The 19,544-nt window shown below is 40.9% G+C and carries 22 protein-coding genes; 21 read left to right on the forward strand and 1 reads right to left on the reverse strand.

The window, feature by feature from the left end; translation table 11 throughout:
• The first annotated feature begins 5 nt into the window (after positions 1-5).
• The 8 genes from I2B62_RS02965 to I2B62_RS03000 all read left to right on the forward strand — a co-directional run bounded on the left by I2B62_RS02965 (position 6) and on the right by I2B62_RS03000 (position 8,661).
• Complete coding sequence (locus I2B62_RS02965; RefSeq protein WP_195267478.1) at positions 6-1,025, forward strand: hypothetical protein; 1,020 nt, start codon at positions 6-8, stop codon at positions 1,023-1,025.
• Between the two features lie 512 nt (positions 1,026-1,537).
• Positions 1,538-2,413 (forward strand): helix-turn-helix transcriptional regulator, encoded by an 876-nt coding sequence (locus tag I2B62_RS02970; protein ID WP_195267479.1) that lies wholly within the window; start codon positions 1,538-1,540, stop codon positions 2,411-2,413.
• An 11-nt stretch (positions 2,414-2,424) separates the two neighbouring features.
• A complete protein-coding gene (locus I2B62_RS02975) occupies positions 2,425-4,155 on the forward strand; it encodes a hypothetical protein (protein WP_195267480.1) in 1,731 nt (576 codons plus the stop codon).
• On the forward strand, positions 4,152-4,325 hold the full coding sequence (locus tag I2B62_RS02980; RefSeq protein WP_195267481.1) for a hypothetical protein: 174 nt from the start codon (positions 4,152-4,154) through the stop codon (positions 4,323-4,325). The genes I2B62_RS02975 and I2B62_RS02980 overlap by 4 nt, the downstream gene beginning before the upstream one ends.
• Complete coding sequence (locus tag I2B62_RS02985) at positions 4,322-6,118, forward strand: AP2 domain-containing protein (RefSeq protein WP_195267482.1); 1,797 nt, start codon at positions 4,322-4,324, stop codon at positions 6,116-6,118. The genes I2B62_RS02980 and I2B62_RS02985 overlap by 4 nt, the downstream gene beginning before the upstream one ends.
• Before the next feature lie 305 nt (positions 6,119-6,423).
• Positions 6,424-6,678 carry a hypothetical protein gene (locus I2B62_RS02990; RefSeq protein ID WP_195267483.1) on the forward strand — a complete coding sequence of 85 codons (255 nt, stop codon included), beginning with the start codon at positions 6,424-6,426 and terminating at the stop codon, positions 6,676-6,678.
• Between the two features lie 109 nt (positions 6,679-6,787).
• Entirely contained in the window at positions 6,788-7,708 is a 921-nt protein-coding gene (locus I2B62_RS02995; RefSeq protein WP_195267484.1) for a hypothetical protein, read from the forward strand.
• Positions 7,709-8,013: 305 nt separating this feature from the next.
• Positions 8,014-8,661 carry an AP2 domain-containing protein gene (locus tag I2B62_RS03000; RefSeq protein ID WP_195267485.1) on the forward strand — a complete coding sequence of 216 codons (648 nt, stop codon included), beginning with the start codon at positions 8,014-8,016 and terminating at the stop codon, positions 8,659-8,661.
• A 6-nt stretch (positions 8,662-8,667) separates the two neighbouring features.
• On the opposite strand, the gene I2B62_RS03005 is transcribed toward I2B62_RS03000, so the two are convergent.
• Positions 8,668-9,246: an SOS response-associated peptidase gene (locus I2B62_RS03005; protein WP_195267486.1), complete on the reverse strand. Its 579-nt coding sequence runs from the start codon at positions 9,244-9,246 to the stop codon at positions 8,668-8,670.
• A gap of 180 nt (positions 9,247-9,426) precedes the next feature.
• Between I2B62_RS03005 and dinB the strand changes: the two genes are divergently transcribed.
• The 13 genes from dinB (at position 9,427) to I2B62_RS03070 (ending at position 19,539) form a co-directional block, all read left to right on the forward strand.
• Positions 9,427-10,695: a DNA polymerase IV gene (gene dinB, locus I2B62_RS03010; RefSeq protein WP_195267487.1), complete on the forward strand. Its 1,269-nt coding sequence runs from the start codon at positions 9,427-9,429 to the stop codon at positions 10,693-10,695.
• Between the two features lie 88 nt (positions 10,696-10,783).
• Positions 10,784-10,963 (forward strand): hypothetical protein, encoded by a 180-nt coding sequence (locus I2B62_RS03015; RefSeq protein ID WP_195267488.1) that lies wholly within the window; start codon positions 10,784-10,786, stop codon positions 10,961-10,963.
• 8 nt (positions 10,964-10,971) lie between these two features.
• Positions 10,972-11,130 (forward strand): hypothetical protein, encoded by a 159-nt coding sequence (locus tag I2B62_RS03020; RefSeq protein ID WP_195267489.1) that lies wholly within the window; start codon positions 10,972-10,974, stop codon positions 11,128-11,130.
• A gap of 406 nt (positions 11,131-11,536) precedes the next feature.
• Positions 11,537-11,875, forward strand: a complete 339-nt coding sequence (locus tag I2B62_RS03025; RefSeq protein ID WP_195267490.1) for a helix-turn-helix transcriptional regulator — start codon at positions 11,537-11,539, stop codon at positions 11,873-11,875.
• Positions 11,876-12,449: 574 nt separating this feature from the next.
• Positions 12,450-13,052 carry a recombinase family protein gene (locus tag I2B62_RS03030; protein ID WP_195267491.1) on the forward strand — a complete coding sequence of 201 codons (603 nt, stop codon included), beginning with the start codon at positions 12,450-12,452 and terminating at the stop codon, positions 13,050-13,052.
• A gap of 221 nt (positions 13,053-13,273) precedes the next feature.
• Positions 13,274-13,474 carry a helix-turn-helix transcriptional regulator gene (locus I2B62_RS03035; RefSeq protein ID WP_195267492.1) on the forward strand — a complete coding sequence of 67 codons (201 nt, stop codon included), beginning with the start codon at positions 13,274-13,276 and terminating at the stop codon, positions 13,472-13,474.
• Positions 13,475-14,252: 778 nt separating this feature from the next.
• Positions 14,253-15,083 carry a ParA family protein gene (locus tag I2B62_RS03040; RefSeq protein ID WP_195267493.1) on the forward strand — a complete coding sequence of 277 codons (831 nt, stop codon included), beginning with the start codon at positions 14,253-14,255 and terminating at the stop codon, positions 15,081-15,083.
• 11 nt (positions 15,084-15,094) lie between these two features.
• On the forward strand, positions 15,095-16,069 hold the full coding sequence (locus tag I2B62_RS03045; protein ID WP_195267494.1) for a ParB/RepB/Spo0J family partition protein: 975 nt from the start codon (positions 15,095-15,097) through the stop codon (positions 16,067-16,069).
• A gap of 107 nt (positions 16,070-16,176) precedes the next feature.
• Entirely contained in the window at positions 16,177-17,103 is a 927-nt protein-coding gene (locus I2B62_RS03050; protein WP_195267495.1) for a hypothetical protein, read from the forward strand.
• Positions 17,100-17,321 carry a hypothetical protein gene (locus tag I2B62_RS03055; protein ID WP_195267496.1) on the forward strand — a complete coding sequence of 74 codons (222 nt, stop codon included), beginning with the start codon at positions 17,100-17,102 and terminating at the stop codon, positions 17,319-17,321. Before I2B62_RS03050 ends, I2B62_RS03055 begins: the two co-directional genes overlap by 4 nt.
• Positions 17,322-17,347: 26 nt before the next feature.
• Entirely contained in the window at positions 17,348-18,955 is a 1,608-nt protein-coding gene (locus I2B62_RS03060) for a DNA cytosine methyltransferase (protein WP_195267497.1), read from the forward strand.
• Positions 18,956-19,115: 160 nt separating this feature from the next.
• Positions 19,116-19,337 (forward strand): DUF5348 domain-containing protein, encoded by a 222-nt coding sequence (locus I2B62_RS03065; protein ID WP_195267498.1) that lies wholly within the window; start codon positions 19,116-19,118, stop codon positions 19,335-19,337.
• 40 nt (positions 19,338-19,377) lie between these two features.
• Positions 19,378-19,539, forward strand: a complete 162-nt coding sequence (locus I2B62_RS03070; protein ID WP_195267499.1) for a hypothetical protein — start codon at positions 19,378-19,380, stop codon at positions 19,537-19,539.
• Positions 19,540-19,544: the final 5 nt, after the last annotated feature.

A 19,544-nucleotide genomic window follows, 5' to 3' on the forward strand; every position in this document is an offset into this window, starting at 1 on the left:
TGAAAATGAAGTTGAATAAATTAAATGATACAGCAGAACATATGGAAAGACTTACCTTTGTATTTTGCTTGGTGTTACTGACAGTATTTATCGTGATTGGCTTCAGCCTACTCACATCCATGGAAAAAACGGAATCGGAAATAGAATCTGTTCAAAACAAAATAACAGCCATCGAAAGTTCTGGAGATGAAAATAAAACTTTGGAGCAAACCCATTTGAATTTTATAGAAAACGAGATGGTGCGGCACCAGGATTTCATTGAGACACAGCGCCAGCATCTTGTGTGGTTGATCTCCTTGATCGGTGCAATCGGCATTTTTCTGCTTGGATTTTTTGGTTTTAGAACGAGAGCTGAAATACAAGATACGATTGCTAAGCAGGAGTTGGATATTTCAGAGTCTGGAATCAATCACTATATTGGCGGCAATCAAAATCGGCAATATCTTGAAAAAGCCATTGAGAGAGAGCGAAAAGCTCAAAAGGCACAAACTCTTTTTCTTCAAACCAATTATCGAGAATTAAAAATGACGAATAAAAATAATCAAAATCCTGGGGAAATTTATTTTGAAGACCCCAAAAAAACTTACTTATATGTCAATACCTTTTTAAATCACCTTCCTGTTAAAGAGGAAAACACCCAGACATGGACACTCGATTATGAAGACTGTATAGAAATTACATCGCAAAATGATCTTGAAATAAAAGATGATATTACAAACAAATATAAAGAAGCTATTGAGAAAATACTGGATGGACATGATCTTGTTATCTATGAGATTCCGAACCGTAAAACCGGAGAAAATAAAGACAAAAAATATAATGAAGAATTGGAAAAAGTTAAAAATGCGGACTTCGAGTTATGTAAATTGATTTGTAATTATTGTGATAAAAAACGAATATACTGTATTGTTTACACAAATAAAGGATATATTCAGGCTTTAGATAATTCATTTTATACAACGTATGCAAACTGTGAAATTAACATTATTCAAACAGCTACGACGATCCTTAATTTAATGATGTAATGATGAAAGTTAAATTTGATAATTTGATAAAAAGCACAATAAATTAGAGTCTTTTTAGTTTACATAAATAATTACATTTTGTTCGATCCAATGAACAAAAAACGCCAATCGCTCATTTTTTTGCACCTCTGAGGCCCCTGTTTATGCGGGCTCTGGAGGGGTGCTGTCAGAACAGGTACCCTGTAGAAAGGGACGTTTATACAATATGAAGTTCTCTCTGAATGCATGCTGCTTCTTTTTTTGTAAAAACAGGTACCCTGTGGAAAGGGACGTTTATACAAGGTTACAATATAGTATATTCCTTTTGATAACGAAGGTAAGAACAGGTACCCTGTGGAAAGGGACAAACAAAAAAGGAACCACTGATTTTAAGTGGTTCTTTTTTATTTGTTAAAGTGAAAAACGTAATAGTTAATAAAAAAATATCCTTAAAATCCTTATAAATTATATAAACGTTTTACTTTACGGCGTATATAGCGTATAATAAGCATATAAAGTGAGGTGGTCGTAGAATGAACAACGATTTTATAAAAAACATGCGAACCTTTTTAGGGATGACCCAAAAGAATCTGGCGGACGCTTCCGGTGTTAATATCCGTCAGATCCAGAGAATCGAAAAGGGGGAAACCGATGCAAACAAGCTTGCTCTGAAGAATGCGGTCGCTTTGATGGATGCTTTAGGCGTTGAAGATGTCCATTTGCTTTTATTCAATAAAAATCAAGACCAGATGGAGGACTATATCAACCGGAAAAACTATACGCGGCAGCAGCTTGCCTTATTTTATCTGGGCTGCGCTTCTGTGGATACCGGCTATTTTCGAACCTGTTTTGAGCAAAACGAAGTAGAACAATTTCACCAAAAAGCATTAACCCTTCGGCAGATTGAAAAAGCTGCCATGTCCATTGCAGCCAAGGCACACCAGAGAATGAAAGGATTAGGCCCTTACAGCACGTTTTACGCGATTTTTGATCAAGAAGCCGATGCGTGGTCATTGGAGGGAAGTGAAAATGCCCATTACTTCCGTGAGGGAATGCTGGTATGTTTTGCGATATTCAGCTATACTCAGCTGTTTGGCGGAAAATTTGAACGAAAAGGAGAAACACCGATGAACGAAAATGTGGCTTATGCGGAAAAAGAAAGCATTTGTGGCGGCGGTTACCCGGATCTGAACATTGGGGATCGCGTCGCTCTGGGAGAAGTTTGGAGCGGTGAGGGGGAAAACCCCATGGATGATCTGTATGAAGACGAAACATCCTACTCCTACTTTATAAAAGATAATGAGTGGATCAATTACGTCTTTAAGCCCACGGGCAAAAAGGTTGATTCAGACGCATATTCTGAAGACGCCTGGGACGAAGTCGAAATCACAAACATTGAAATTCTATAAAAGGAGCCAACATGCTGAAAGAATGTCTCGATGTATTTAAGCACCAGTATGAAAAGCGGGGAGAAGCCCTTTTTCTGGAAGATTATCTTTTTGATCCAGGGCTGTACGTTCTGGTCGACGCAAACGGAAAAATCCTGATGCAGCAGGAAGTACATAACGATGATGATTTGCCGGAGGAATTCATTGAAACGTTCCGGGAAATTGACTACCTGTCCAGAATCATTTCGACCAACAAAGCCCTCGATAAGAAAAAGATGATCCATTCCAACAATTATCTGAGCTTCTGGGTGAAAAAGCAGAACGTCCTTCCGGATAAAAACGGAAAGGTGCGGCTAACACCAGCGATCATCAACGGTTACTATGAGGTGCTGGCAAACCCTGAAACGAAATATCAAAAAGAGATCCTGCCGTTACTGGAAGAAGTCCGCCAGGACGTCGGAGAGATCGACCGGGAGATCCTCGATCAGAACCGGCAGTGGATTATCAGCCACATTGGCCAGCTGCTTTGTGATCCCAAAGAAAAAAGCGGGTATTTGAAAGTTTTTTTTACTGCATCGATCGAGAAGTACCAGGCAGAGAGCAAACGCTACTATGTGCCAAACGTGTTTAGCTATCCGAAGTTCATGACCGAAATGGACGGGCAGACCATGGGGGTTTCAAGCTACACGCTGAACCTCAACGATAAAAAGCCCTTCCACAAAAACTTTTCGCGCAAGAGTCCAGTGCCGTGCTTTGAGAATGCAGAGGATGCTTATCAGTGTGCCAAGTTCTACCAATACCTGGACATACAGGCGCGGAAGAGAACCTACAACGTCTATATCAGTGCGCACGACGGTATTTTTGCCCTTTCCAATGAGGAAGCACCCGAAACCTATTTTAACGGTTACTATCTGCGTATCAGCCGGGAACTGACCGGGCTGGAGATTGTCTATTGTGACCGCATAAATGGCTATTTCCCAGAAATACCGCCATTGGAAATCAAGCAGCGGCTGGCAATCGACTGTAACGAAAAGTTTTCAGCACAGATTTACCCCTTCACAGTGCTGGATACAGCCAATTCGCTGAAATGCTATATCGACCGATATATCTATGGGAAGGCCATGCTCAAGCAGCTGTTCCGGAAGCCTAAAGACCTTCGGTATAGCAATCCCGTTTTTAAAAACGAACTGATCGCTGCCATGCCCAGCTTCGTCAACGCATTTTTTATCGGAGAGATCCGATCCTTCTGGGATTATTATAAGCATCACGCCATGAAGTTGGTGTACAACAACATCAAAAATGATCAGTATTTTTATGCGCATCTGCACTTTACGATTTTAGTGGCAATGGAAGAATATTTTGAAGAGAAACATGAGGACGATTTTATGGAACTGGCCAATGAACTCTTTAGAATGGTAAGCGAAGAAGCTATGGTTGAGATCCAGAATGACAAGCAGTATTATTTCATCGCAGGCCAGCTCATCGACTACCTGAACCACTATCATAATAAAAATACCGATGTTGCCATTCACATCGAAAATGCGCTGAGGATAAAAGAATCCGTTAAGCTGCTGGAATCCATGACCAAGACCTTTCGGGAGAGAATGACGCAAATGAGACAAAACGACCGCTTTGACAAGCTCATGGCTGCATTTTTGCTCCATAAACCGGAAAGTAAAAAAGTAGATGAGCGTTTTCTTATCGCCGGTTATCTTTCCGCCAATGTCATGTATCGAAAGGGCAAAGAGGAGGAAGACGCGTGAAAAAACAAGTTAAAGTTGGAGAAAACACCACCATAACCTACGGATGGAAAAGATGCGCATCAAAGAAAGCGAAACAAAAGAAGCCGTCACTCATGACGCGCATGAAGGCCTATTTGAAGCGCAACGTCCAGTTCGTTTATATCAAGGAGTATGATGATGAGGTAAAATGATGAAAAAGAAAGCAGAAGACCGGATCGGAGAACATCATGGATTACTGGAGATCAGAGACTGGAAACGTGAAAACAATCGAGCCTACTTTTATTGCCGGTGTGCGTGTGGGAATGAGAAGTGGATTCGGGCGGATCAGGTCATTGCCGGGAGAATAACCAGTTGTGGCTGCCAGGGGAAAAAGCTGGCAAAAGACCGGATCGGAGAGCATCACGGATTACTGGAGATAAAGGATTGGAAACGTGAAGGTGATCGAACCTACTTTTATTGTCGGTGTGCGTGCGGGAATGAGAAATGGATCAGAGCCGATCTGGTCATTGATGGGACAACCACAAGCTGCGGCTGCCGGTCAAATGAGACACAATTTAAACCCGTCGATCTGACCGGTCGGAAATTTGGCCGTTTAAAAGCCATTCGGCCCACAGAGAAACGGGATAAGCATAACAACAGTGTGATCTGGCTTTGCGAATGCTGCTGCGGCAATATGGTGGAAGTTGCTGAAAGCCGACTCATAAAGGAAGAAGTGCGTTCCTGTGGCTGCCTGGCAAAAGAGATTCAGCAGCAGTCCATTAAAAAGGCCCAAAAGAGACGTGCAGAAGCTTTTCTGGTTGAGGGAACCGATCTTTTAATGCTCAAGCGGAATAAGCCCATAAAGAGCAATAAAAGCGGTGTAACCGGCGTAAGTTTTGATACCAGCAGACAAAAGTGGCGTGCACAGATTGGCTTTCAAGGAAAGAATATGATCCTTGGAACATTTAACACAATGGAAGAAGCCGTGAAAGCCCGAAAAGATGCTGAAGCCCTTTACTTTGCGCCGGTGCTGAATAAATACGAGCTGGAAGAAGCCAGCTTTAAAAACACACAAAAAATGGATCAGGAACACCCTGCAAGTCCCCAAAAATATACGGAACAGGATCTGATTCAAAACTTGAAAGCACTCGCGGAAAAGTTAGGGCGCACCCCAAAAAGCACAGAGCTGACATACCCGAGCATTGGCACCTACAACAAAAGGTTCGGCTCCTGGAATAATGCACTGAGGGCAGCCGGGCTGGCATTAAACCACCAAACAGAAGCGAAGAAAAGACCACCCGCCGGGAAAAGTTATGAAGCCGATCAAAAAAGAAAACAAATCATTCAGCAGCAGTTTGAACAGTATATTAAATCCGGCAGATCCCTTTCCTATTACAAGTACAATGCATACGCCCAGGAAAAAAGCTTGCCAAATGCAGGTATTGTGATCAGGGCATATGGACAAAAAGGCTGGCGCGGGCTTTTGAATTATCTGGAAAACGGTGATGATCCGGAGCTGCGACGCTTTATTCATGAGGCGCGTGAAAGCGTCAGCCCACAGAAGAACAGCCAGCGTTACACCAGAGAAGAAATCAAGGAACAACTGCTTAAGAAGGCAAAAGAAAAAGGGCGTACCCTTGAGAGTAAAGAAATCGTCAATGATCAGAAACTGCCAGCGCCATCAACAATCAAACAATATTTTGGGAAAAGTACCATGGAAGAAGTCTGGCAGGAGCTGCTTAAGGAAAGCCCAGACAACCATCTAGTGATCAAGACAAAAGAAGAACAATGCCGGGATGCCTTTTTAAAATGGGTCGGGGAACAGGATGGGCCGATCACCTCGACAAAGTATGATCAGGATTCACGGGGAAACCCAGAGCTGCCCACCTTGAGAAAAATCTGGCGCGCGCTGGGGGTGAACAGCTGGAATGAGCTGCTCAATATTCTGAAGATTACCCAGGATCGGAAAGAAGGCCAACGTCTAAAAGTCATAAAAACCTCCTGAAATAAGCTGTGCAGAAAGACATGAAGAAACGATCAAAAGAAAAATATTGACTAAGAAAAAAAGATGCGTATCCCACGACAGGCGCGCTGGGAGAGAATATTTCCAAAAGCTAAATTCTTTCCTAGTATTTGCCCGCGGCCTGTTTCCTCGGAGTAGAACCATACAATAGCAGCGCTGAATCGATATTCGTTTCAGTGTTGTTTTTATAAAAATAAATTGACAAATAGAAAATATATATTGTAATATACGGACGTATGTGTTATAATGTAATTAGGGTAAGGGATAACAATGAAAGGAGAAACAAGATGAATACTTTAGAAAAATATATTGAAAAAGCCATTCGATGGAGTGATGAAGGCGGAGGTTACGGTTATTTATTAACCGCAGAAGATTTTGATGAGCTTGAAATGGAAAGTGACATCCACTGTTATTATGATCAGTGCGGCCGATGGGCTTGCCAACTGATTGATATAGACGTCTTTGACTTCAATGAGTCGGACGGTCAGGAAAAAGGCGTCATTGCGACGGAATATTATTATCGTCAAGACGATGAAGAATAGAAAAAGGGACTAACCTACCTGTTGCGAAGTTAATCCCTTACCCGATCCTACTACAAACCGGGTGTGTTATGATTATAACACACCCTTTATTTTAAGGCAAAGGTGATTCATGAACGAAAAAAAACAAAAAGGAAGTACGCAGAAAAAGTACGAAAGATTTCCCATTGATTTTAAGCCGGAAATACTGTCTGCCTTTAAAGAAGCATGTCAAAAAAATGGAAAAACGCCAACGGCCGTAATCAAAGAATTTGTTAGCACTTACATCTATCAGGAACTCGCCATTGAAGTTGAAAAAACAATACCCAAAGGATATACACAAGCCCAGCTTATCGGGCTTTTAAAGGAAAGAGCGGAAGAACTCGGTCGGGCGCCGGTCGTAAAAGAAATGGAACGGCCATCAGGAAGAACGTATATTAACCGATTTGGGACTTGGAAGAAAGCGCTTGAGGCAGCAGGTCTTGAAAGAAAAAAAATTGTGGCTGAGAAGCCGGAACAGACAGGTCGCAGGGGCTACACGAAAGAATGTCTGGCTGAAAAAATAAAGCAGCGTGCCCACGAATTGGGACGCCCTCCCAAAAACACAGAAATGACCAATCCCAGCGGCAGAACCTATATCCGTGCTTTTGGAACATGGAATGAAGCCTTGCGGGCAGCGGGTTATCAGCCAGATTATCCGAGAGATGGATTTGATCATACAAAACTAATTGAGCGGCTGAAAGAGGAAGCTGGCCGACTTGGGCGAACCCCACTGGCAAGTGAAATGGTCAATCCGTGCGGTAACCTTTATATGCGGGAATTCGGTACATGGGATAAGGCACTCGAGGCTGCAGGATTGAAACCAGAGAGAAGTACCCGGAGAAAAGCATATACGAAAGAAGAATTAATACAGAAAATCCAGGAAAGAGCGCAGGAACTCGGCCGAACCCCCAATTATAATGAGGTTAGCCGTCCATATTACAGCACTTACGTTAAGTACTTTGGCAGCTGGGAGAAGGCGCTTGCTGAAGCTGGACTAAGTAAAGAAAAATAATAACGAAGAAAAAACGTTGAAGGAATAGAACGGGAAGGGTGCATACAATAAAAACGAAATCGATATACGCCCCAGGAACGGATACATTTTATCCAGGAAAAAGCGAAAAAATTCGTGCGAACCCGACAGCCGGGAAAATGAAAAACCCATCTTCTTCGGCATATTCGAACCGTTTTTGAAGCTGGAATAATGCCTTGCGGGCAGCAGGGTCTCAGATTAACAAGGAACATATAGCTGATTGCCGTGTAAATAAAGAAGAATAAATAAAAGAGGGTACATGGTGGATTTACAAATGAAGGTGAAATATGAAAAAAGAGCCAGCAGATCATATTGGTGAAAAGCATGGACGGCTCACCATAAAGGACTGGAAAAGAGAAGGACGCTACATCTACTTTTTATGTGAGTGCCAATGCGGAACAACAAGATGGTTCCGCGGGGATGGCGTTTTAAATGGAAAAACAAAGTCGTGCGGGTGCTCTCGCAGAAAAGACCTGACTGGAAAAGAATACGGGCTATTAAAGGCTATAAAGCGTTCTGAGCGAAAGTATCGTAACGGCTGTATTTGGATCTGCGAGTGCAGGTGTGGCAATACGATCGAAGTATCCGAAAGCGATTTAGAACGCGGAAGAAAAACCCATTGCGGATGTCAAAAAAAAATCCATTTAGAACAGTCCGCCCAACAAGCCAGAGAAAAGAACCGAGAAAAAAACATGCGCGAGGGAACAAGTTTAGCGAGGATTAAATCAACGAAGGTTCCTTCAAGCAGCACAACCGGCGTGCGTGGTGTCTATTACAACGCAAAAAGAAACTACTGGTATGCGCAGATTACATTCAAAGGCAAGACGAAGCATTTAGGCATTTTTAAGACGAAGAATGCGGCAATAAAAGCGAGAAGGACTGCCGAGGAAATCTATTTCAACCCCTTGATAGAGAAATATTCAAAGCCGGAGTGATCCGGCTTATTTTTCGGCAATCTGGCATCCCAGGGGCACATCATTCTGCGTCACCATCCCCATAGCAGCATTGGCATCATACAACCATTCTTCGGCCTTGGAATGGGGAATAATCACCGGCATCCGGTCATGAATGGCCACGACAGGCTCAACCGGCGCCTTGGTCAAGATAACGTATTCCGATGCATTTTCATGCTGCCGGAACACACCGCCGATATAAAGGGCTTCATCATCCTGAGACTGAAAAATATATTTGTTCTTTTCCTTGTCCCATTCGTAGAACCCGCTGGCCGGCACAATGCAGCGCCGCTCCAGAAAATCTTTTTTGAAGGTTTTCTTTTCTAAAATGGTCTCCGAACGGGCGTTGATCAGCAGCCCTTTTCGAAAAGAAACCTCATAACCCCATTTCATGACTTCCAGGCTCTTCCCATTCTGATCCGGTGTCGGCGCATAGATCGGCGCCATGTTGGAGGGGTAAACATCGCCTTTTTTCACCACAAAGTGATGTTTCTTATTGACTTCCTCAATAATTTCTTTGATTTCTGCCTGCTCTTTATCCGAGTAGAGTACATATCTTCCACACATATTTTTCACCACCTGTGTCAATTTTCATTATTTAAATAATACCCAGATACAAGAAAATAATCAAGAACTCTTTCAGTACATTTATTCTATAAAAAGAATATGCGTTCTTAAAAAACTTGCTTTTTGAAACAAATGTTTGTATAATGTGGGTACAATCATTTTTCAAAGGGGGAGAACAACATGCAAAGGCAAGAGCGTGTGATACTGCATTCAGATTGCAATTGCTTTTATGCGAGCGTTGAAGAGCTGCATCATCCAGAACTTCATGGCCTGCCGATTGCTGTTGCCGGAGATCCGGAAAACCGCCATGGGATTATTCTCGCAAAAAACCAAATAGCAAAAAAACAGGGCGTAAAGACTGCGGAAGCGATCTGGGAAGCAAAACAAAAAAGCCCAGAACTGGTGATTATTCCGCCCAATTATCCACTTTATCAGAAATTTTCCAGAATGGCCAGGGAGATCTATTATTCCTACACAGACCGTGTCGAACCTTTTGGCCTGGATGAGTCCTGGTGCGATGTCACAGGCAGTGTTCATCTTTTTGGCTCCGGGGAAGAAATCGCCCAGGAGATCCGCCAGCGGATCAAGCGTGAGCTGGGCATCACCGTGTCGGTCGGCGTCAGCTGGAACAAGATTTTTGCGAAATTTGGTAGTGATTATAAAAAACCGGACGCTGTTACCTGTATTACAAAGGAAAACTATCGAAAAATCGTCTGGGAAAAACCCGTGGGGGATCTGCTTTATGTTGGCCGGTCAACCGAGAAAAAGCTCCAGAAAAAAGGAATCGACACGATAGGCAGACTGGCGCAAGCACCAGTCGAAGATCTTCGGCTTTGGCTTGGGAAAATGGGAGAGATCCTCTGGACATTCGCAAATGGGTTGGACATCAGCGAAGTTAAGCAGTTTGATCCAAACCTCAATGACAATGACCGGGAGATTGAAAGCATTGGAAATTCCATTACAACTCCGAGAGATCTGTTTAATCTCGACGAAGTCAAACTGGTATTGTACATGCTCACCGAAAGTGTGGCCATGCGCACCAGGGAAGCCGGTTTTAAATGCAAGACCTTTGCCATTTCCGTCCGGGACAAAAATCTTTTAAGCTTCACCAGGCAGCAGAAGCTTGAAAACCCCACCAACATCACAAAAGAAATGGCCGAAGCGGCCATACAACTTTTCAAAAAGAACTATAATTTCAGTGAGCAGTCAGCGATCCGCTCTTTAGGCGTCCGGGCCATGAACCTAACGCCAGAGAAAATACCGATCCAGCTCAATCTATTTACGGATGAAGAAAAGCGCATAAAACAGGAAAATCTTGATAAAACCATTGATGGCCTGCGCCATCGCTTTGGAAACAACAGCGTGCGGCGGGCGATCACACTCGGGGATACCATGTCGGAGCTTGATCCGAAACGGGACAATGTAATTCATCCAGTAGGCTATTTTTAAAGACACACTTGAGGTATAATAGATGCATTACGTTAAAAAATATGTCGAAGTCGTCGCACGCATTTCGGAAAATGGAGAGCCAAAACCGATGTATATTGGATGGGAAGACAATCGGTATTTTAAGGTAGACAAAGTCTTGGAAGTGCTGCCAGCTGCTTCGCTTAAAGCAGGCGGCCAGGGGCTCCGGTTCAAACTAAGAATCGGCCAGGCAACCACCTATGTTTTCTACGAGAACCCGGCGTGGTTTGTAGAAAAACGAGTAGATTAGGAGATTTTATGAAATTAGCACATGAGTACAAAGGGTATTATTTAGATGTTTTTTATAAAGATGGGATCGTGAACGGAATTATCCAGCAGACACAAGAACGGGTTGAAGGATTGACGGTCGAAGAAATTATCCGGAAATTTAAAGAACGTATCAACCAGAATAATTAAATCTGTCTCCCAGTAATACAGGAGTAAATAATACTAGATATAAGGATTGCAAAAAATAGCATTCCGGTATATAATAAAAGCTAAGAAAAACAAAAAGCGGCATCCGGGTATTGGTGTTGGCCCACCTCACCGGAATTGCGCAGGTGTATGCCCACCATGCACAACCTCACCCTCGCGGGAAAGTACCGTAATACATATTATAGGCTATTTTGTATGTAAAAACAAGATGTGCGCCATAATTTGTAGGTAGGTTGTAAGCTTTAAAGATCGAACTTTAGCTGTGCATGGATCGTACTATGCACAGCTTTTTGTTTTTCTGGAAGTTGTGGAAATCAAAGAGGGAAAATGCGCGCTTCCCTCTTTGCCACGACGGATTCCAGAAAAAATATATTAAGGGGAAAAACTTATGACCGAATTAGATCACAAGGCGATTGGCCTTCGTATTCGTAAACAAAGGACGTTTTTAAACATGTCCCGTGATGAACTGGCCAGAAAAATAGGTATTACACCTACTTTCCTTGCCGATATTGAACTAGGGACTAAAGGGTTTTCCTTAAAAAGCCTGAACCGTTTCTGTGACATTTTAAAAATGTCCGCCGATGCGATCCTTTATGGCCCCAAAGAATACATGGGGACGAAGTATGCGGCAGTGCTGGAGCTTTTGGAACGCTGTCCGGCAAACAAAGCAAAATATGCAGAAGAGATTTTGACACTATACCTACTCAGCCACGATCCAGTGGAATGAAATAGCTTGCGAATTCCATTTATTTGGAAATCTCCTTAAAGACCAGAGCCATTGTGCACTGGTCTTTTTTTATGAGTTTTAAATATAGCAATAGCTGTCAGGGATATCTTTTTTGATTAAAAATAAAACTTTTTATTTCATGAAAGGATAGATGAAATGTACTAGAGCTTTCCGACGCAGGATATGTTGAAGGATTTTTTGGATATGTACAATGGACAAAATGATTTTGCTAAAACGTGCTTTACGATGCGGGCTGGCAACATCCAGAAACTATTTTTAGTTATTAAGATTATATTGAAAAGAAAGATCAAGAAAAACCTGATCTTTCTTTTTTAATCAATGTTTCAATAAAAATTAAAAAAGTAAATTTGCAATAAAGTTTAGAGCAACGCTATACAGTTATCATATTATAAAGATAAGAAAATGCTAAAAAGCTTGAGACCCCTTTATTTATGCGCCTTTTGAGACTTTCGGTCACGTGACCGCAGAATTTAATAAAAGCATAAAATAACTTATAATGAACACGTACATATAGAGTGCAAATAAACATTCTTAATCAAAAGGGGGATTTATTATGACTCAAAAATATGGTTACATACGTGTTTCATCTAAAGATCAGAATCTCTGGCGGCAGATTGATGCAATGACGGAGCAAGGGATTCCGGAAGAAAATATCTTTACAGATAAAATCACAGGTGGGACATTTATACGACCTGGGTATGAAGCGCTACTTGAAAAAATTAAAAAGGAAGATATTTTATTCATCCATGGTATTGACCGACTTGGCAGAAATTATGATGAGATTATTGAAAATTGGAACTTAATTAATCGTAAAAATGGAGCTGATATTGTTGTGTTAGATATGCCGCTACTGGATACCAGAGTAAACAAGAATGGTTTGACTGGAAAATTCCTGTCTGATATTGTGTTGCAGATTTTATCATACTTTGCACAACTTGAAAAAGAAAAAATCAATCAACGACAGAAAGAAGGAATTGCAGCAGCTAAAAAAAGAGGCGTTAAATTCGGAAGACCTAAAAAGAAAATTGATATGAATTATTTCCAGGAGATCGTTTCTGACTGGAGAAAAAAGAAGATTACCTGCGAAGAAGCCGTGAAAATACTGAATATAAGCCGTGCTCAATTTTATAAGATAGTAAAGATACATAACCTGTAATCAAGAAAAGACGTCTAAAAAATTATGCTTTTTTAGACGCCTTATTTTTTTGTTTTATGATAGTTACTTATGATTTTGTTTACTATTTTTTTGTATTTATTATTTTCTTTATGCTCATATTATAACAATTGTTATAAAAATTGTCAAGGGTTTTATTTCTAAAAATGTATACGTTTAAAGATATGCGCTCTATATGTATGACTGCTAAATGAGGTGACACGATGACTATTGGCGAAATTATCAAAATTGCAAGAGAAGAAAAAAACCTAAACCAGAGCCAGCTGGCAGCAAAAGCTGGTATTTCACAGGCAACGGTTAACTACCTGGAAACAGGTAAGCGTAATCCCGGATTTACAACAATTGTGAAAATCGCAAAAGTTTTAGATCTGAATTTAGACGACTTAACAGAATCAATGAATTAAGTATATGGCAAGTTAAGTCAATGGCAGACGCTTTGTAGATTTTTCTATCTATAAAGAATGGGAGTTCAAATCTCTCGCTTGTCAAAACACATACAAATTGGTCTTATGAAATTTAATAAGAAAGTTTTTGGGAAACGGTTCTGAGTATGGCGTTGGTTCGAGCCAACTGCACAGCATTAGATTTGCTTTATTTTATCGATGAATCTAGATGGTGAAAAATCTTTCTGATGAAAGACGGGGAAAAGATTTGTGTGGAAAACAAGGAAACCACAACAACGCGATAGGGATATATAGCCTGGCTAAAGGAATGGATTCTGAATTTAGTCAGAGAGCTGCCATTGGCAACTCTTGAGGCTCAAAAAAATACGCTGAAGCATATAATCATGGTAAAAGACTTCAGTAAATCATTATTGAGCAAATAAGCAAAGACATACAACGAACTAGAACTTGGTGTCCAACTAAAAAATGGGCAGCACATCAATGGCGTGACGTAGAGCAAAGCTTGGCGGTGAAGCAAGGTGTGTGGGTAAATCTCCAGGGCGGTAGAATGAGCCGCATTCAAAAACTAACCATGTTATATTCCTGGCGTATTGTTTTGTTATCGAGTTTGTGAGCACATAGTAGCTATCAAATATAAAGCAGCAATACATACGTCATTATTTATTATGGTGATTCTTTGGAAGAATATAATTGGGCCGGTTCGATTCCGGTAATCACCACCAGTAATAACACTCTGGAGGGAGTGTATTTTTTTACAAAGGAAAAGGAGAAGATTGAAATGAAGACGAAAGTGATTGCGGTTGCAAACGAAAAAGGTGGGGTTGGGAAGACAACGACAGCCATTAACCTTGCGTATGAATTGCAGCAAAGAGGCAGAAAAGTGTTATTAATTGACAATGATCCTCAATCAAATTTAACGAGACACTGTGGTACTGATCCATATGGAGATGACCATATTCCATTAACGAAATTAATCCAAAATATGATAAATTACATATCTGGCAATAGGATGTCTAAAACTGATATATTACCACCAGCAGAAGAGATTATCATACATAAAAATGGATTTCAGTACATTGCAGCAAGTGTTGATCTGGAAGTAGCAGAACGGGCATTGTGTGTAACGCCAAATACGGAGCAAATTTTGGATGAAATGATAAAGGAGTATGGTAAGGGATACGACTATGTGCTTATTGATTGTCGGCCAACATTATCAACTCTGACGCTTAATGCTTTCATTGCTGCTGATTCTGTTATTATCCCAATTGAGTCAGAACCATATGCAGTTGATGGCCTTAACACAATTCTTAGAAATATCAACATCATACGTGAAGGGATTATTGGTCGTACTGGATTAAATCCTAAATTGACTATTGAAGGAATCCTTTTTACAAGATATAAAGGACGATTGCGATTAACTCAGGATTTAGAGACACAAGTAAAAGAAAGGTTTGGTGAAAGTTTAAAAGTTTTTCAAACCATGATTCCTACATCTGTTAAGGCTCCGGAATCTGTAATCGCAAAATCGGCTGTCCGTGCATATGATAAAAAGAATCCAGTAGGGCTTGCTTATCAGCATCTTGCAGAAGAAATCGATTTGAATTACTAGGAGGTGTTTATATGTCAGATAAAGGTAATTTTAATTTTGATATAGCCGAATTTTTAACTGGCCCTGGCCCTGAGAATGGGCTCATATCAAATAGAAACAATAATAAAACAAGCAGAGATGAGATCGACATCTCTTTATTAGTTCCTTCGCCCTTTCATCCAATACCATTATATGGTGAAGAGAAAGAGAAAGAAATGGTAGAAAGCATCAAAGCTTTTGGTGTGCTTCAGCCAATTCTTATCAGGGAATCAAAGATTCAAATTGGTAAATATGAGATTTTAAACGGCAGAAATAGAGTACATTGTTCAGAGCTTGCTGGAAAGACGACAATCCCTTACATTCTGGAGGAATACTCAGATGCTGATGCGCAGTACGTCACTTTGGATGCCATCATTCAACAGAGGGGATTCAACGATTTAAAGTTTTCTGAACGAGCTGAAATTGTTCACTTGCTGGTTGACGAAGTAAAGAAAGAAAAACTCAGTGATAAAATACAGAAATGCTTATCATCGGATGATGAAGAAGAATCGGGTGTGTTCCATGGTATCTCAGAACGTACACGACGCCGATACTTACAGTTATACAAATGCTGTGAGGAAATTAAAGACGAAGTAGATGATAAAAAAATGGCCATGAAGGTAGCTTTAAATCTATCGGTGCTCACCGTGGAAGATCAGAAATATGTCATGCAAATGAGCCGGGAATATAAAAAACCAATTGACGAGAAAATCTCTAAAATACTCAAAGATAAAATGGAAAAGCGGGAATTAAATGAAGAGGTGATACGAGAAATCTTTGAAGGCAAGAAGCGAAGCAATCGAAGCGCCTCATTTAATGTAAAACTACCGAATGAGATTAAAAATGAATATTTTAATGAGAAAAAACCAAAAGAAATTCAAGAAATTATTGAAAAAGCATTGAAAGTATATTTTGCGAGTATGAATGAGTATGATGATGAAGAAATAGAAGATTTAACAGAGGGCTGATAGCCCTTTTTTGTTTTCTGAAATAAGCGGTCACGTGACCGAAATTCTTGAAACCCGCATATAATCTGGTCAAGAGCCATGTTGATAGAATCCTTATGGAGGGACGAATGGATGTGAATTATGAAATTGCTGAAGAAATAGCAGCATTGGAACTGGATGATGAAAATGAAGAAAAGTTTCTAACAGAAGAACAGACCGAAGAATTATACAAGATGATTTTCAGTGATGAGCAGGGTTTTTTTGATGGTGTTGATCCAGCACTCGAGGAGCTGCTGAAAGATTTTTTTGCAGAAATTGCAAGGGAACAAGGGCACGAGGAAATTAAAGACCAGTGGGAAAAGGTCAAATCTGAAAAAAACGAAAAAGTCTTGCTTGAGCTTCAGGCAGCGCAAAAAAAAATAAATGAGCTGGAACAGCAGTTAAGGGAGAGTAATAGTGAGATCGAAAATTTGCATAATGAGATGGCAAAAAATAGTCAGATCATTGCAGTTAGTCAGACTCGAAACTTAGAAGATGAACGTCGCAAATTGTCGGAGCAGCATAATCAAGAAATTGTAAAAATACAACAACAGTACGAAACAGAAATTCATAAAATATACTCTAAATTAAAAGAAAAGGAAAACGAATTTTTTAGAATAAACGAAAAATACCTTAACTTAGAGAAAGAGAACGAAATCAGAGATGCGTTTATGTATGCCGATAAGGCAGAAATTGAAGCTGGGATTCGAGAAGCCTTAGTGGGAGAAAAAGAAGTAAGGCTAGAAGATTACGCAGAAAAGCTAGATAAACAAGGTGCGATCATCGAAAAAGCATCTAATAGTTTGATTTCATCTGTGGGATCTATGACAAAGATGGTACAGACAATTTATCAGTCAATGGATCGTTTTTATTTGAGTGAAGAAAAAATCGAAAAGGACATTATAAAAGCTGTTCAAGCTTTTATTGCACAAAAAATGTACCCTGAATTAAAAACTACACTGATCAATGAATTAAGTAAGACGAATAAATCAGTTGAGGAGGAACCTGAAAAATGATGTATTTAGACGATAATGGAGATCAAATCTTTGTGAGAAGTGGAATTGGCGAAGGGGCATATAAAGCCTTCAGACGAAAGATTAACCCAAAATCTGGCAATTACAAAGAGAGGGGCCTTCAGACCGTCGAATATAAAAAAACAGTCGAAGAAGCTGAGGCAGATTTGGCAGAATACGCAAAAAAGAAGGGTTGGAAACCCGTCAATGATCCAAAATAAGATTGTGGTAAAGAAAGGAAAAAGTCATGGGGCTCATTATAGACAATTTTGCTGGCGGTGGTGGTACATCACAAGGCATAAAAGAGGCGCTGGGGCGCGATGTTGACATTGCAATCAATCACGATTCGGATGCCATTGCCATGCATACAATTAACCACCCTCATACCAAACACTATTGTGAAGATGTCTGGAATGTCGATCCAATAAAGGCTACTGGTGGAAAACCAGTAGACCTTGCCTGGTTTTCGCCGGATTGCAAACATTTTTCAAAAGCGAAAGGTGGAAAACCAAAAGATAAAAACATCAGAGGATTGGCTTGGGTAGCCGTGAAGTGGGCTTATCAAACGAAACCGAGAATTATTATCCTTGAAAATGTAGAAGAGTTTAAGTCTTGGGGCCCTTTGGGAGAAGATGGACAACCTGATAAAAGTCGAATGGGCGAAACCTTTAGCAGTTTTGTAGAAACGCTTAAAAAACGGGGATATGAAGTCGAATGGAGAGAACTGCGTGCCTGTGATTATGGCGCGCCAACCATCCGGAAAAGATTTTTTCTGATCGCAAGATGTGATGGGCAGCCTATCGTTTGGCCAGAGCCAACACACGGAGAAGGATCAGGGCTTAAGCCTTACCGGGCGGCTAAAGATATTATAGACTGGAGTATCCCTGGTAAATCCATTTTTGGACGTAAAAAACCGCTCAGTGAAAACACGATGCGTCGAATCCATCGCGGTCTGTTTAAGTTCGTGATAAATAACCCCAATCCCTTTTTTATTCCGCTGAATAATGTTGGGGATTGGCGCGAAAATCAGGAGATTCAAGAGCTACCCTATACAGAGACAGGAATAGATGAATATGGCATCACAACACCCTATATCGTCCAGACGGGACAAACAGGATTTGCAGATGATAGACGTTCCTACAGCGTGAATCATCCTTTAACGACTGTTGTCACAAAGGCAGAACATTGTATTGTGACGCCATTTCTGTCAAAGTATTACGGTGGGAATTATAAGGGAGCGGGATCAGGAATGAAAGAACCTGTGTCCACAATCACGACCATTGACCACAATGCCATGGTATCCCCACTCTTAATCCAAATGGGCTACGGCGACCCGGAAGGAAAGCGGGTGCTGGATATGAAGAAACCACTTGGAACCGTTACTGCCGGCGGAAATAAATTTGCGTTGGCGGCCGCTTTCATCAAAAAGGACTATGGGACAGGAACAGGCCAGGAGCTAAAGGAACCGCTCCACACAGTAACGGCATCTAGCAATCATTTTTCGGTGGTATCCGCATTTCTCATGAAATATTATGGGCATGGGATCGGACAGGATATGAAAGGGCCCATGCACACCATCACTGCAAAAGATCGGTTTGGATTGGTCACAGTGCAGGGGATTGATTATCGTATCGTTGATATTGCGATGCGGATGCTGACACCAAGAGAACTATTCAGAGCACAAGGCTTTCCGGACAGTTACGTCATAGACCGGGATGCCCTAGGACAACGGATAAGTAAAGCCAAACAGGTGGCGAGATGTGGAAATGCAGTACCGCCTCCATTTGCAAGAGCGCTTGTTACAGCGAACTGTAGTTTCATAATTAGAGATACTGGTATGGAGGAGGTAAGTTGATTATTTGAGTATTATTTCAAAGATAATCATCTATTCAGCTGCAAACCGTCATATATGATTTGGTCAGCCCGCTGGACAACAGATGAAGATTATGTTTTAAACAATCCTCACGAAAAAATAGAGTTTTTTAAGATCAAATAAAATAAAGGGGAAGATTAAGATGAGAGAAGGAACTTTGATTTATGATGCGCGATCAGAACGTATGGACATCCGCTTCGGAATGGAGAAATACTACGGCGGTCTGCATTGTGGTGAGTGCATGGAGGTCGAAGTTAACGGAGAATGGGTGCCAACGCGGATAGAAATGGGCTATCTAGATGGACTGTGGTATTTGGTTGGTATAGAAACAGGTAACCTACAGGGGTTAAAAGTCCGGGTTTGATATAGTAGTTCACAAAAATAATGCGAAGGGATATATAACAATGAAAAAAGATATGGACAAGATAATTTTTGAGAGTCGACGTGAGATTGAAGAATTGATGAAAGTGGTGGATCGTTATGTGAATCAAAATCCGGAAGAAAAAGAAAACAAGACACTCAAGCGGTTTTTCGATCTGTTAGACGTTATAGATATGGAGTGGTGAAGTTG

The organism is Eubacterium sp. 1001713B170207_170306_E7, from assembly GCF_015547515.1.
GTDB lineage: Bacteria > Bacillota > Clostridia > Eubacteriales > Eubacteriaceae > Eubacterium.